This window comes from Alcaligenes parafaecalis (genome assembly GCF_026344135.1).
GTDB lineage: Bacteria > Pseudomonadota > Gammaproteobacteria > Burkholderiales > Burkholderiaceae_B > Alcaligenes > Alcaligenes parafaecalis.
In genome coordinates this window covers 351,501-366,339 of the sequence record NZ_JAPKNA010000002.1, presented here as the reverse complement: position 1 = coordinate 366,339, position 14,839 = coordinate 351,501, and the positions used below count along the sequence as shown (strand labels likewise).

13 protein-coding genes and 1 riboswitch are annotated in these 14,839 nt (G+C 56.2%); of the genes, 8 read left to right on the top strand and 5 right to left on the bottom strand.

Annotated elements, in window-relative coordinates:
* Positions 1–7 precede the first annotated feature (7 nt).
* From OSH09_RS08580 to OSH09_RS08570, 3 genes are all read left to right on the top strand, one after another.
* Positions 8–715 (top strand): response regulator transcription factor, encoded by a 708-nt coding sequence (locus tag OSH09_RS08580; RefSeq protein WP_266120744.1) that lies wholly within the window; start codon positions 8–10, stop codon positions 713–715.
* A complete protein-coding gene (locus OSH09_RS08575) occupies positions 712–2,061 on the top strand; it encodes an ATP-binding protein (RefSeq protein ID WP_266120743.1) in 1,350 nt (449 codons plus the stop codon). Before OSH09_RS08580 ends, OSH09_RS08575 begins: the two co-directional genes overlap by 4 nt.
* 33 nt (positions 2,062–2,094) lie before the next feature.
* Positions 2,095–2,237, top strand: a riboswitch (FMN riboswitch).
* A 98-nt stretch (positions 2,238–2,335) separates the two neighbouring features.
* Positions 2,336–2,830: a 6,7-dimethyl-8-ribityllumazine synthase gene (locus OSH09_RS08570; RefSeq protein WP_207872328.1), complete on the top strand. Its 495-nt coding sequence runs from the start codon at positions 2,336–2,338 to the stop codon at positions 2,828–2,830.
* A 114-nt stretch (positions 2,831–2,944) separates the two neighbouring features.
* Here OSH09_RS08570 and OSH09_RS08565 read toward each other — a convergent pair whose 3' ends face one another.
* Genes OSH09_RS08565 through rsmB form a run of 4 tightly spaced genes read right to left on the bottom strand, consistent with a single transcriptional unit; the run spans position 2,945 to position 7,932 of the window.
* Positions 2,945–3,640 carry a response regulator gene (locus tag OSH09_RS08565; protein WP_207872329.1) on the bottom strand — a complete coding sequence of 232 codons (696 nt, stop codon included), beginning with the start codon at positions 3,638–3,640 and terminating at the stop codon, positions 2,945–2,947.
* A 21-nt stretch (positions 3,641–3,661) separates the two neighbouring features.
* Entirely contained in the window at positions 3,662–5,995 is a 2,334-nt protein-coding gene (locus OSH09_RS08560) for a sensor histidine kinase (protein WP_266120958.1), read from the bottom strand.
* Positions 5,995–6,579: a DUF4390 domain-containing protein gene (locus OSH09_RS08555; protein ID WP_266120742.1), complete on the bottom strand. Its 585-nt coding sequence runs from the start codon at positions 6,577–6,579 to the stop codon at positions 5,995–5,997. Before OSH09_RS08555 ends, OSH09_RS08560 begins: the two co-directional genes overlap by 1 nt.
* 48 nt (positions 6,580–6,627) lie before the next feature.
* Positions 6,628–7,932 (bottom strand): 16S rRNA (cytosine(967)-C(5))-methyltransferase RsmB, encoded by a 1,305-nt coding sequence (gene rsmB, locus OSH09_RS08550; protein WP_266120957.1) that lies wholly within the window; start codon positions 7,930–7,932, stop codon positions 6,628–6,630.
* A gap of 204 nt (positions 7,933–8,136) precedes the next feature.
* Between rsmB and rimO the strand changes: the two genes are divergently transcribed.
* The 5 genes from rimO (at position 8,137) to OSH09_RS08525 (ending at position 13,923) form a co-directional block, all read left to right on the top strand.
* Complete coding sequence (gene rimO, locus OSH09_RS08545; RefSeq protein ID WP_266120741.1) at positions 8,137–9,456, top strand: 30S ribosomal protein S12 methylthiotransferase RimO; 1,320 nt, start codon at positions 8,137–8,139, stop codon at positions 9,454–9,456.
* 65 nt (positions 9,457–9,521) lie between these two features.
* Positions 9,522–11,195 carry a sulfatase-like hydrolase/transferase gene (locus OSH09_RS08540; RefSeq protein WP_266120740.1) on the top strand — a complete coding sequence of 558 codons (1,674 nt, stop codon included), beginning with the start codon at positions 9,522–9,524 and terminating at the stop codon, positions 11,193–11,195.
* Positions 11,196–11,210: 15 nt separating this feature from the next.
* Positions 11,211–11,735, top strand: coding sequence for a gamma carbonic anhydrase family protein (locus tag OSH09_RS08535; protein ID WP_162090863.1), 525 nt, complete (start codon positions 11,211–11,213; stop codon positions 11,733–11,735).
* A 239-nt stretch (positions 11,736–11,974) separates the two neighbouring features.
* Positions 11,975–12,736, top strand: coding sequence for a maleate cis-trans isomerase family protein (locus OSH09_RS08530; RefSeq protein WP_042486802.1), 762 nt, complete (start codon positions 11,975–11,977; stop codon positions 12,734–12,736).
* A gap of 299 nt (positions 12,737–13,035) precedes the next feature.
* Entirely contained in the window at positions 13,036–13,923 is an 888-nt protein-coding gene (locus OSH09_RS08525; RefSeq protein WP_266120739.1) for a LysR substrate-binding domain-containing protein, read from the top strand.
* A 3-nt stretch (positions 13,924–13,926) separates the two neighbouring features.
* Here OSH09_RS08525 and hpaI read toward each other — a convergent pair whose 3' ends face one another.
* Complete coding sequence (gene hpaI / locus OSH09_RS08520; protein WP_266120738.1) at positions 13,927–14,733, bottom strand: 4-hydroxy-2-oxoheptanedioate aldolase; 807 nt, start codon at positions 14,731–14,733, stop codon at positions 13,927–13,929.
* Positions 14,734–14,839 lie beyond the last annotated feature (106 nt).

Below are 14,839 nucleotides of genomic sequence, written 5' to 3'. Positions count from 1 at the left end.
TACTATCATGAGCCCGGTTTCTGACCGTAGTCTGATGAAAAACATTCTGATCATTGAAGACCACAGGCCTTTGCTGAGCCTGCTGGCGACCCATTTGCAAGGGCAGGGATACGCTATCCGCACGGCTACCACCGGCCGGATTGGCTTGGCCCTGCTCCAAGAGCACAGCTTTGACGCCCTGATTCTGGATCTGGGCCTGCCCGATATGGATGGCATGGAAATTCTGGCTCAGTTGCATCATCCAGACCGCAGCCAACGCCTGCCCTGCCTGATCCTGAGCGCCCGTGACGCGGTCCACAATCGCATTCAAGGACTACGTGGCGGTGCGGATGACTACCTGCTCAAACCATTTGATCTGGTTGAGCTGGAGGCACGCCTTAGTGCGATCTTGCGGCGGGCTGCCCCCCATCGCTATCAGCAACTGATCATCGCCAATCTGCGATTCGAACCCGAAGTCCGACAAGCCTGGGTGAATGACCAGGCCTTGATGCTGCCGCGTCGGGAAAGTGTGCTATTGCTGGAACTGATGCAGGCCAGCCCACGTTTGCTGGTCAAGGATTACTTGCTGGAGCAGCTCTACAACAGTCAGACCGAGATCAGCCTGAATGCCATCGAAGCCTTGATCTCCAAACTGCGCCGCAAGCTGCGTGATCACAATGCACTTGTGTGCATCGACACGGTTCGAGGTGTTGGCTACCGTTTGCGTACCCTGTGAGCAAGCGCGCTTTCAGCCTGCGCAGGCGGCTCCTGATCAGCCTGCTGCTAATGCTGGCCTTGGGTTTTTGTGCTTTGGCCGTCTCCCTGTTCGATACCCGGGACGAGCTGCGCCGCATCAGTCTTTTTCTGCAAGCCGAAGAAATTGCCCGGGACTTCAGGCCAGAAGAATCGCTGGATAGCTTGCCACGGCAGTACGCCGGTGGAGAAATGTCCTACTCGCTCTACAGTGCCCAGGGAGCCCTGCTCCAGGCCTCCTCCAATCTGGAAATCCCACGACGCCTGCGCCCTGCCCAGCCCGAGGACGAACTGGCTCTATTCAAGCTGAAACACCGTAGCGGCTATGTCGTATCCGTTTCGGTGACACTGCCCACTGGCGAGATCCTGATGGTCGCCAAACGGGATCAACGCGAGCGTGAACTGATCGGCGCTTTGCTGCAAACCCGCATGTGGCGCTCTCTGCTCTTATGGCTGCCAGTCTGTGCGGTGGGCCTGTTGCTGATTGCCTGGCTCATACACTGGACCTTGCGCCCGGTACGGCAAGCGGCAAGCCTGGCCGCTACACTGGGGCCCGCACAACCCGAGCTGCGCTTGCCAGTCACGGAACTGCCCAAAGAAATCCGCCCTTTGGCGCAGGCGGTCAATCAAAGCCTGGACCGTCTGATGCAGGCCTATCGCCATGAACAACAATTGGTCGCAGATACCGCTCATCAATTGCGTACGCCCTTGGCGGTCATGTCTTTACGGCTACAAACGACGCAACATCACGACGACAAAGACTGGGATTTACTGCGCGAAGACATTGCCCATTTACAGCGTTTGGTCAGCCAATGGCTAAGCCTGGCGCGCAAACAGGAACAGCCCACAGAACTGGTCGATAAAACCGCATTAGCCCCGCTATGCCGACGTGTCATGGGAGAGCTATGGCCCCTGTTTGAGCAAGCCGGACGTGAACTTCAATTTCAGGATGACAGCCCACAAGACCTGGTGCTGGCCTGCGAGGCTGATTTGGCTGAGGCAATCGCCAATGCGCTGGACAATGCGCTGACCCACGGTAAAGACACTGTCACGCTACGCCTGCATCAGCCACAGGCGGATAGCTGCGCCATCGACATCAGTGATCAGGGCAGCGCCCTGGATGCGCAGACCGCCCACTTGGCTTTTGAACGCTTTCACAAGCAAGACAGTGCCAGCAAAGGGGCGGGATTGGGGCTGACGATTGTGCGCCAGATTCTGCTGCGTCATGGCGGCCAAGCCCATTTTCTGCCTGGCCCCCACTGCACCCTTCGCTTGCTGCTGCCACTGGCAACCCAAGCTCCGGCCAGCTCTGACAAAAAAATGGTTTAGCGGTACACTCGCTCAGTTGGCCTCTCCGGCCAACTACGTTCTCAGGGCGGGGTGCAAGTCCCCACCGGCGGTAATGGCACTAGCCTAGCCCGCGAGCGCCTGACCTTAGGTCAGGGACAGCAGACCCGGTGTGATTCCGGGGCCGACGGTATAGTCCGGATAAAGAGAGAACGGGATATCCTCAACACCCTCTCCGGGAGTGATCCCGCTATGGGCTTGAGCTATCCTGCTTCCTGCATGCCCTGTTTTTGTTGTCATAAAACAGGAAATCAAGATGAACAGTATTACTCCAGCCAATCTTCTGGCTCCCCGCATCGCCTTTATTCAAGCTTGCTGGCACAAAGACATTGTTGATCAGGCCCGCCAGGGTTTTGTCGACGAGGTCAAAGCAATGGGCCACGACAGCAGCCTGATCGACTTCTTTGAAGTAGGCGGCGCATTTGAAATTCCACTGCATGCACAGCGTCTGGCCCAGTCCGGGCAATACGCCGCTATCGTCGCTGCGGGTCTGGTTGTTGATGGCGGTATCTATCGCCACGACTTTGTGGCTACCGCAGTGATTCAGGGCTTGATGCAAGTACAGCTCAGCACCAACGTGCCTGTGTTCTCGGTCGTACTGACTCCGCACCATTTCCATGATGGCAAAGAGCACCACGACTACTTCCACCGTCACTTTGTGCTCAAGGGCCAGGAAGCGGCCCGTACTTGCCTGGATACCGTGACCAAGCTGCAGGCATTGCCTGTTGCGGCATCCGTGGCCGCTCTCTAAGCAGCCAGGCGGCCTGAAATGGCCGCCTCAATCCAAACATCCCTAAGGCTGCATTCACTCGCAGCGTTGGGGCAGGCCAGACTCCTCCCGGCCACGTATTTGGTAACTACTGTATCAGGACTGGTTACGCTTGCGCGAGGAGTCGATACCCAACTGCTTGAGCTTGCGGTACAAGTGGGTGCGCTCCAGTCCGGTGCGTTCCGAGACTCGCGTCATGCTGTGATTTTCGCGGCGCAGATGATATTCAAAATAAATGCGCTCGAACTCGTCACGCGCTTCACGCAAAGGCAGATCCAAAGAAATGCTGCCTAGCTGGGACTCATCCTGTTCGACCTCAGCCACCGCCATGGCAGGTGCCATGCCAGGAACCATTGTCGCGGCTTCAGGGCGACGATCCCCACCTTGAACCACTGGGCGAGCAGCCGCTGCCAAAGCCTTGGGCGCAACTGTGCGCTCCAGACCCGAGGCCACTGTTTTCAGCAAACGCTGCATGGTGATGGGTTTTTCCAGGAAGTCCACCGCACCAATACGGGTTGCTTCCACCGCGGTATCCACCGTGGCGTGGCCGCTCATCATGACCACAGGCATATCCAGCAAGCCTTGGGAGGCCCACTCTTTGAGCAGGCTGACACCGTCAGTGTCTGGCATCCAGATATCCAGCAAGACCAGATCGGGGCGGCCCCGCAAGCGTGCCTCGCGAGCCTGGGCGGCATTTTCTGCCAATTGCACGGTGTGCCCTTCGTCGTAAAGAATTTCCGACAAAAGTTCCCGAATGCCGATTTCGTCATCAACTACCAGAATTCTGGCCATAAAACGTCACCTACGTGATTTTTACGCATTATCGTTTGCTCGCCGCCCAGAGTCCAGACGAATATGCTGGCCAGCAAGCCGGGTAAAGAGGATGGAAATGCGAGCCCCCCCCTCACGACGATTGGAAACATCGATTCTGCCGCCGTGCTCCTCGATGATTTTCTTAACTATAGCAAGTCCCAGACCCGTGCCGGTGGGCTTGGTGGTGACATAAGGTTCAAAAACGCGCACCAACATCTGGGGATCAAAACCAGGCCCGTTATCTGACACCACAAAACTGACGGCACAAGAGTCGGAACCTTCTACGCCCGCAATCATGGTTTTAACAAATACATGCGCCTGGTCAAGTGATTGATCCTGGGCAGCCGCTTCACGAGCATTGGCCAGCAGATTATGAATAACCTGGCGTAACTGTGTGGGGTCCCCTTGCACCATGGGTAAATCGGGGTCCAGTTCCACATCAATCGCCACACTATACCCATCGTCCCGGACCATGCCCTCTTCCGGGTCCCAACCATATAACGTCAGTACTTCAGTGATCAGCTCGTTCAGATTCAGGGCTTGCATCTGCGTCGCAGGTTTACGGGCATATTCGCGGAAATCTTCCACCATCTTTTTCAGGGAGCTGACCTGATTGACGATGGTATTGGTATAGCGCAGCAGCATGGCCGCATGGACCTCGTCCAACTGCGACTCCAGTTTCATGGCCAGACGTTCAGCAGACAACTGAATCGGGGTAAGCGGGTTCTTGATCTCGTGTGCCAAGCGTCGGGCTACCTCGCTCCAGGCCACCAGACGGCTGGCGGAAATCACGTCGGTAATATCGTCAAACACCACCAGATAACCGGTTGGCTGACCATCCACACGCAGCAAAGTACCACGGGCTAAAACGGTGACGATAGTATCACGCGCTTCATTACCTTCTTTCATTTCCAATTCAAATTGCTGCTGCCAATACGGATGGTCCGAACCCATGGCCTGATGCGTGGAAAAAGCCTCACGAATCACGGACGCAAAAGTCAGCGCCCCTTCCAGCGTTTCCAGCGGACGACCTTTAATAGAGCGCAAGTCCACCTGCAAGATACGCTGCGCCCCCTGGTTGAACATGGTGACACGGAACATCTCGTCAAAGGCCAACACACCGCTGGACAAGTTACTGAGCACCGACTCCAGGTACATATTGGAGCGCTCCAGTTGCAGGCGGTTTTTCTCGACCATGCGCCGCGCTTCATCCAGTTGCCGGGTCATGGCATTGAAAGAGCGGGTCAGTTGGCCGACCTCATCCTTGGCGGGAGGCTCTGGCAAGGCACGGTAATCCCCTACCCCCACGGCTTGCGTCCCCGCCGCCAGCGTCAGCAAAGGACGAGTCAGACGACGTGACAGCGCCAGCGCCGCCGCCACAGCAGTAAACACGGCCAGGATCAAAGCCAGTGTCAGCGTAATACCGTAGAGCTTGCGCAAACCCTGACGGGACAGAGCCAGCTCCTGATAATCCCGAAAGCCTTGCTGCACCTGATTAGCATTACGGGCAATCTTGTCAGGCACAGGCTGAATCACCTGTAGCCAACGCGAATCTGCCGTACCGCTCAAGGTCGCCGTAAAACGATTGGGATCAGCCAATGGCAAGACCGTACGCAAACGCAAACCCGTGGACTCTGCAGGCACACCGCCTTCATCCAGACCGTTATCGCGTACAGGAGCGTCATCATCCACTTCAGCCGCCGAAAAACGGCCAGCGATACGCAACTGGTTCATCACGCTGGATGGCGGCATATCCGGCAGCAAGGTGTCGTAGCGTGCCGACGAAAAAGCAATCAAACGGCCATTGCCCGAAAACACCATGGCCTCGGTGACACCACTGTTTTCGCGCAAGGAAATCAACAGACTGCTGTACTGCGAGCTATCGGCCTTATTGAGCGCCGTCACCATTTCACTGGCGCGCCCTTCCAATTCATTGAGCTGCGAGTCCAGCGCCGCCCGGCCCAGGGCCAAGCCCGATTCCAGCGCGGAATCCACCCGCACGTTGAACCAGGACTCGATCGAACGCGACATGAACTGAACCGACAGCACGTAAATCAGTGCGCCCGGAATAATGCCGATCAAAGTGAAATAAAAAGCGAAACGCGCTGTCATGCGAGCGCCAAACTGACGCCTGCGTATCTGCCTGAACAGACGAATGGTCAGCAACAGCACCCAGGAAATCAGCGTGGCCGCCAGCACCCCGTTAAGTACCAGCAGCAAGTCATATTGCTGTGCGTAGCGCGAGGCATTGCCAGTTGACCAGACAAGAAGCGAAAACAGCGCCAACGCGCTGACGCCCGCCCCGAACAGAGCGGTGCGCAAGATCCAACGGATCAAGGTTGGGGCTCGTCGACGGAGACGGAAAAGGAAAAGGTTTTCCATGGAGTAGCCAGTGTCCAGGCAGAACTATTGATGGCGTCCACTTGGAACGGACGGGCCAGCAAAGAGGTATCCAGGCGCAGACGCACACGACCTTGGTATTCCTGGTCGCGGTCCAGATCAGCCACATAGGCCACGGGCCAGACGCGGATATGCCGCAGCATGGCCAATGCGTCATTCATGGAAGATTCGGGCAAAGACAGATCCCCGGTGCCAACGCGCCACTGACGAGTCAGCGCGTTATACACGACCCGCCAAGTCTGTTGTTCCTTAACAACATTCTTGTCGAACCAGTACCAGCGCGGCTGAGCCAATTCCACTTCAACCGTGAAATACAGCGGCACGCCTTTCTCGGCAGCGGTGCGTAATTCGGGACTGAGCTCGAACTCGACGTCGGCATCGATATACAGTTTTTCGTCTCGAATACGGGGCTCGACCTTGACGACTCGCTCTCCCGACGTAGCGACCGGCACAATCGTATTAGCCGAGCTTAGCGCGCAGTTGAAAATCAGCAGAAAAGACAAAAAAACGCGCCACATCGTGATTAACCGCAAAAAGGACAAAGTCAGAGCCCTAATTGTGACAAGTCAAACCGGGCGCGTAAACAAGGCGTAGAAAAAACCGTCGCCATCTGCCAGCGATCGTCCGGCAACACCGGGCAAAATCTGGCCGGGAGAATCCAGAAGCTGGGCTTCCGGGTGACGGGCCAAAAACGCCTCGACCTGTTCCTGCCCTTCTGCAGGGAAAATCGAGCAGGTCGAATACAGGAAGTGCCCGCCGGGTCGCAATGTGGACCACAAGGCATCCAGTATAGAGCTTTGCAAACGCGCGGTATCGGCAATGTCCGACTCGCGGCGCAGCCAGCGAATATCAGGGTGGCGACGCACAATCCCCGAGGCGGTGCAGGGCACGTCAGCCAGGATCGCATCGAAAGGCTGACCATCCCACCACTGCGCAGGACGAGCAGCATCACCACGCTTGAGCTGAACCTTATCGCTTTCCAGGCCTAGACGACGCAGGTTGTGGCCGATACGCTCCAGACGCTCCGCGTCCGAATCCAGCGCCAGCACAGACAAATCAGCCTGTTCCAGCAGATGAGCGGTCTTGCCACCTGGAGCCGCACACGCATCCAGAACGCGCATGCCATCTTTAACGGGCAACAGCAGCCCCGCTTGTTGAGCCGACCAATCCTGCACCGACCACCAACCCAGATCAAAGCCAGGAATCGCCTGCACAGGCATCGCTTTGTCCAAAGTGACCGCACCGGCTCCCGGGCTGCTGGACGCAATACCGGCTTCCGTCAGCACCGCCTGCAAGCGCTCCACCGAGCAACGACGCTGGTTAACACGCAAAGTCAAAGGACCCGGGCGATTCGCAGCTTGCAGCAGCGCTTCCCAATCACGCGGGTACGCACGGCGCAATTCCTTGACCCACCACCCTGGGTGGTTCCAACGCGCTTCTGGGCGGCTTTCCACTTGGGACAAAATCATCTTGCGCTCGCGGGTAAAGCGACGCAGCACCCCATTGACCAGGCCCTTGGACAGACGCAAGGCCGCTTGGCTATCTGCCGCCCGCACTGCCTGATCCACCACAGTATGCACGGCGTACACCGGCACATCCGGACGATCCTCAAAGGCCTTGGCATCCTCTTGCACACGCATGGCGGTATCCAGCAAGGCCAGCGACACCATCAGCAAGGCATCCAGCCAGGTATTGCTGGGCTGACGTGGCACCAGCGTGATACGGATCTGACGAGCATGGCCCAGACGGCGCAAAACATGGAAGCTGATCGATTGCACTGCCCCACGGGCAGAGGCTGGCGTTGCCGCCAAACTTTCAGTCAGGGATTTGCCTGCCAGCACGCCTTCAATATTGCGCGCGCTCAACAGCATGACTTCGGACAGGGGCAAGGAGGGGGAAAGATGTGTGTCGGACACAGGACAACCGCTAGAAAAGAAAAATATGACTGCGACTGTAGCACTATTTACCGCATAAACCGGGCCCAAACACACAAGATCCGCACGCATCCGGGCATGGGACGGTAAAATCAAGCCTATTTCCCAATTTCGAGCCCTCAAGCTCCAGAAGGACCCTCTATGAGCGCCCCCAAAGTCGGATTCGTGAGCCTGGGTTGTCCCAAGGCCCTGGTCGATTCCGAACGAATTCTTACCCAACTGCGTACTGACGGCTATCAGATCACCCCCAGCTACGACAATGCTGACGTGGTCGTGGTCAATACCTGTGGTTTTATCGACAGCGCCAAGGCCGAATCGCTGGAAGCGATTGGCGAAGCGCTGGCTGAAAACGGCCGCGTTATCGTCACCGGCTGTATGGGTGTGGACGAAGGCCTGATCCGTGAGGTTCACCCTTCGGTGCTGTCCGTCAGTGGCCCCCAACAGTACGAGCAAGTGCTGCGTGCGGTGCGCGAAGCCGCCCCGCCCTCGCTGGATCACAATCCTTATATTGATCTGGTGCCCCCACAAGGCATCAAGCTGACTCCGCGCCACTACGCTTACCTGAAGATTTCCGAAGGCTGTAACCACAGTTGCAGCTTCTGTATTATCCCGTCCATGCGCGGCAAGCTCGTCAGCCGCCCTGTAGGCGACGTTCTGGGCGAGGCCGAGCGTCTGGTCAAGGCCGGTGTCAAAGAGCTGCTGGTGATCTCTCAGGACACCAGCGCCTATGGTGTCGACATCCGCCAACGCACCGGCTTCTGGAATGGCCGCCCCGTCAAGAGCAGCATGCTGGACTTGAGTGCTGCCCTCTCCGAGCTAGGCGCCTGGGTACGTCTGCATTACGTCTACCCCTACCCGCACGTGGACAACATCATCCCCTTGATGGCTGAAGGCAAAGTGCTGCCTTACCTCGATATTCCGTTCCAGCACGCCAGCCCCTCTGTGCTGCGCGCCATGAAGCGCCCAGCCTTTGAAGACCGCACCCTGTCACGTATCAAGCAATGGCGTCAGGACTGCCCGGATCTGACCATCCGCTCCACCTTCATCGTGGGCTTCCCCGGCGAGACCGAGGAAGACTTCCAATACCTGCTGGACTGGATGACCGAAGCCCAGTTGGATCGCGTCGGCTGTTTCCAATACTCTCCCGTGGAAGGCGCTCCCGCCAACAAGCTCGATGGCATCGTCCCCGACGAAGTCAAACAAGAGCGTTGGGAACGTTTCATGGAACATCAGCAAGCCATCTCCACCGCTCGCCTGGCCGCCAAAGTGGGCCGCGAAATGGATGTGCTGATTGATGAGATTGATGAGGACGGCGATGCCGTTGGCCGCTCCAGCGCCGACGCCCCCGAAATTGATGGCAACGTCTTCATCACCAGCGAACAAAAGCTGGAACCCGGCCAAATGGTGCGCGTGCGCATTACGGATTCCAGTGAATATGACTTGTTCGGCGAAACAAGCTAAGCTCGAACGTCCCTCATTTCATTTGACAACAGCCCGGCTCTCGAGCCGGGCTGTTCGCTTACGCCATGACAAGAACAAGACTCATCGAGCTGGCTGTTGTTATCGCGCTGGGGTACTTCCAGCACTATCTTTTGCAAGACCATCTGGATTTTCTCTTTCTGGATGAGGCAGACCAATATCGATGGCTTGCGCTGGCGCTCTCTATGGCCCCGCTATTTGCGCTCTACTTTCTACTGCGAGTGGTTCTGCCCTGTACAGTAGCCGGGGCCCTGACTGCGGGGGTCTCCTTGTTACTGACAGAAGCCAGTAACACCAAGCAAGCGCTGACTACTGAACCGCTTAGCTGGACGGATATCACTCGCACTGACAATCTGTCAGTTGTGCCGCACTACATAAACCAATCCCACATCATCTATGCCTTACTAGTGGTCGCCGGGATTGTGCTGCTGATGCGCCTTGATCAAACAGCACGCTTAAAAAAGACCGGGATTGTGCTGGCAGCCCTTTTCTCCCTGCTGTCCCTCCATCCCTACTTAAACCGTATCGACACCCCATTAAGTCACGTAGCGCAGTTTGAGCTGACACGTCAAGACATCAACTATGTCGTCTGGGACTGGCCCAGAAATATCAGAAAAAATGGCCTGCTCACCCATTTAGTTCAAACAAGTCAGCGCCGTATACCCCCGAAGCCTTCAACCACAGAACGGGAGCAATTTGATATTTTGACAGAGTCCAGCACTGATACGTCAGTTCAGCCTTCAAACATCATTGTGATTCTCTGTGAAGCATGCTGGCATGATGAACAGCATTTCAAAGAAGCGTTCAGTCCTTTAGAAAAAATTGGCTTTCAAGCCTTCCGCGCTATTGCCCCTGTGTATGGGGGAGGGACTGTCAACTCAGCATTTGAACTCCTGACAGGATTACCTGCAAATGGCGCCTTAAATGGCATCATTTACCAGGAATACACGAAGCTGCTCTCCCCACAAGCTTGGAGTTGGCCCCGTAGCCTTGAAAACAGCGGCTATGCCAGCGTCTCACTACACAATCACAATGCGGTCTTCTGGAACCGACACATTATTAATCCAAAGCTTGGGTTTCGACGGTTTCTCGCTCTTGAAGACATGAACTACGACGGCCCGATATGGGCCAACGATGAGATTCTTTTCAAGGCTGCAACTCAAGAGCGGCAAAACAGTGACGGACCAAACTTTCAGTTCATCACAACCGTCTATACACACGGGGCCTACTACCCACGCGACGGTGACCATGGTGAGCAACACTACCAAGAGAAACTCACTCAAAGCCTGCGTGATGCAGCTGATTTTGCCGACCGACTCCTTGCCGACCATCCAGACTCCATGATCCTGCTTGTTGGAGACCACAAACCAGCCTTGACCCGCTTTTTCCATCAAGAAAATATCTTTTCAGATGACTTTTTCATACGAACAGGGGAAATGAACGACGACTATATGTTCTCTCCCTCCGCCTCAAAAGAGATACTGGGTGACGTACCGGGCTATATTTATTATCGTGATCAGGATCTGGCAGCCCGCTTGAACCATCAACCTTTTTTCTGCCTTGGCCAGATCATTAACGAGGCTTCTGCAGGCGCTATCTTGCCGGCATTCCAGTATGCCCGGCATTATGATCTTTGCTCAGCTGCCCCAAAGCTCACCTATACCCAGCGCAGCGAATCCTATCCAGGCTGGTTGTACTCCGCCTCCCTCTTCGACTTCTGATTTTTGTACATTGTTATGCCTATTTATCAACTAGACGAACACAGCCCACAAATCCACGACAGCAGCTTTGTTGCCGCAGAGGCCACCCTGATTGGCAAGGTCGTATTGAAAGAGCACAGCAGTGTCTGGCCCGGCGCTGTTATCCGTGGCGATAACGAAACCATTACCGTGGGCGTAGGCTCGAACGTACAAGAAGGTGCCGTACTGCACACCGACCCCGGCTATCCCCTGGATATTGGTAACCACGTCACCATCGGCCACCAAGCCATGCTGCACGGCTGTACCATCGGTGAAGGCGCGTTGATCGGCATCCAGGCCGTCGTGCTGAACGGTGCCGTCATCGGTCGCGATAGCCTGGTCGGTGCCGGGGCACTGGTCACAGAAGGCAAAGTCTTCCCGGAACGCAGCCTGATCATCGGATCACCCGCCAAGGCCGTGCGCACCCTGAGCGATGAAGACATTGCCAAGCTGCGCCAGAACGCCAGTGTTTACGCCGAACGCGGCGGTCACTACAAAACAGCCTTGAAACGCATAGACTAAAAAAAGCAAGTACACGCTGGCCCCTCTTGGCAGTGCACCTTGCAGTTGAAGGTCGCTTACACAATCTCCAAACGAAGAGCGACGACACCTGGCGCTGGCAATCCGGCCAGTCCTGATCTCTGCCAATTCTGCCATCGCCGTTGGCGATGGCACGTTGACAGATGATTGATTTGCAAGGAAGAAAACGGGTCCTAGAATGAAGGCGTCAATCTAAAAACCACCTTCAGAGACAGATACTTATGAAAACCTACCGCATCGGTCAGATCGTTCCTAGCTCCAACACCACTATGGAAACCGAGATTCCTGCCATGTTGCAGGCTCGTTACGCTGAGTTTCCTGAAGAGCGCTTCACTTTCCACTCCTCGCGCATGCGCATGATGCACGTGAACCCCGAAGAGCTGAAAGCCATGGACATCGCCAGCGACCGCTGCGCGGTTGAACTGAGCGACGCCCGCATGAGCGTGATGGCCTACGCTTGCCTGGTCGCCATCATGGCCCAAGGCGACGGCTACCACCGCGTCTCGCAAGCCCGTCTGCAAAACACCGTTAAAGAAAACGGCGTGGAAATTCCTGTGCTGAGCTCGGCCGGTGCCCTGGTCGATACGCTGAAAGAATTCGGCTACAAGAAAGTCTCCATCATCACCCCTTACATGAAACCGCTGACCAAGCGCGTGGCTGACTACATCGAAGCCGAAGGCATCGAAGTTCAAGACTCCATCAGCCTGGAAGTGTCGGACAACCTGGAAGTGGGCCTGCTGAACCCGGAAAACCTGCTGGAACACGTCAAGCGCTTGAACCACGACGGCGTGGACGCTGTCATCCTGTCCGCTTGCGTACAAATGCCTTCCTTGCCCGCTATCCAGCGCGCTCAAGATCAGATCGGCAAACCCGTTCTGTCCGCCGCTGTTTGCACCGTGTACCAAATGCTCAAGACCCTGGGTCTGGAAACCCGCGTACCTAACGCTGGCCACATCCTGTCGGGCGCCAAGCCACAAGCCTAATCAAACAGGCTTAGCAGTACACAGCCCTGCCGACCGTGTGTCGGCAGGGCTTTTTTTATGCTTGGACGTCATCAAAGCGTGCGGTAAAAAATGCAGTTGTACCGGCTCATAAGCAAATGCCACACCACGGATGGCCGTTCGTTCTCGATATAGGCTGATGACACCCTTTGCCATTACATCCATATGGGCACTGGTGTAGACGCAACTCGAAGTAACCATAAAGCTTAGGACGACGACTCTCTTCGCTGTCACAGTCACCCCATGTGCAGATAAGCAAAAAAAAGCGATATGATGCCTGCATGAAATTGGACCTTCTGACCCTCAAACTGTTTGTCCGCATCCTGGAAGAAGGCACGATCAGCCAGGCGGCTGAGCGTGAGCACATTGCTGCCGCGGCAGTCAGCCGCCGGATTGCGGATTTGGAACAGTCTCTGAATACCACCTTGCTGCTACGCACCAACAAAGGCGTCAGCCCGACTGCAGCAGGCCTGGAACTGCTGTACCGCTCGCGTGCATTGCTCAATAGCGCGCAAGAGATCGAAACGCGCCTCCAAGCGTTCTCGCAAGGCCAGCAAGGTCTGGTGCATATCCTGGCCAATACATCGGCTATTTCTCAGTTTCTGGCCGAGCCGCTAGGTGAGTTTGGACGTGTGCACCCAGCTATTCCCCTGCAACTGGAAGAACAAACCAGCCTGGATATTATTCGTGCTCTGGCAGAGGGCAAAGCCGACCTGGGTGTCTTTACCCGCCTGCCCTATGCAGCGGACATCGAAGCCTACCCGTTTCGCAGTGACAAGCTGGTCGTGCTGGTGCCTCTCAATCATCCCTTGGCCCAGCATGAGAAAGTCCATTTTGAGCAAACCCTGGAGCATGAGCAGATCACGCTGCTAACAGGCACTCAGTTGCATTACCAGATCACCAAAATCGCCATGGAGGCCAACCGCTCCGTGCGCATCCGCACCGAAGTATCAGGCTACGACGCCATGTGTTTGTTGATTAATGCAGGCATGGGCATTGGCATCTTGCCGCGCAAGAGCGCCAGCATTTATCAGATCCCGAATACCCGCGTGATTGAGCTGGACGAAGAATGGAGCCAACGAGAAATTCTGATCGGTGTGCGCCGCCGTAGCGACCTGCAACCTAGCGCAGAAAGCTTGCTAAGCTTTCTGCTCGATAGCGGCGCTTAAGATTTAGTAAGCCGCGCCAGGCTGGGCAAGCGGCACCACGACCTCGTCCTTGAATTGACCCAGCAAAGCCGTCGCTGCCTGTCGCAACAAAACGGCATCCACACCTACGGCTACAAACAAGGCGCCCAAGGACAGGTAATGATGCGCCGCCTCGACATTCGCCTGCAAGATTCCAGGGGCTTTACCTGCCTTGCTGATACGCACAATCGCATCCTCGATCGCTGACAGGACATCTGGATGCCCTGGTTCGGTCAAATACCCCATGCTGGCCGCCAAATCCGCCGGGCCGATGAAAACACCATCCACACCCTCTACCGCCAGAATCTCGTCCAGGTTATCCAGCGCCTCACGAGTTTCCACCTGGCAAATCACGCACATTTCCTGGTTAGCTCGCGCCACATAATCCGTGGTCGCTCCCCAACGAGCAGCACGAGCCAGAGCTGCACCCACCCCTCGAATACCGTGCGGAGGATAACGTGTCGCAGCAACAGCCGCTTTAGCCTGCTCAGCGTTTTGCACCATAGGAATCAACAGGTTCTGAGCCCCCATATCCAGCAGCAGCTTGATCTGCACAGGGTCATTCCAGCTAGGACGCACGATCGGCGCGATGGGATGAGCCGATACGGCCTGCAACTGTGCCAGCAAGGTCTGTACTGTATTGGGGACATGCTCGCCATCCAGCAAGATCCAGTCATAGCCCAGGCCAGCGCAAAGATCCGCCACATATGGGCTGGCCAGGCCATGCCACAAACCGATCTGGGACTTGCCCTGCCGCAAAGCCTGCTTGAACGCATTTACCGGGTGCTTCATGTCCTCTCCTTGTCATATGCTTAGGCGTCGAACAAGCAGTGTAAAGCGCACAAAGCAGAAGTGAACATAAAGCCTGGTTGTTTTGTGCCAGAGCATCGTCGTGCAT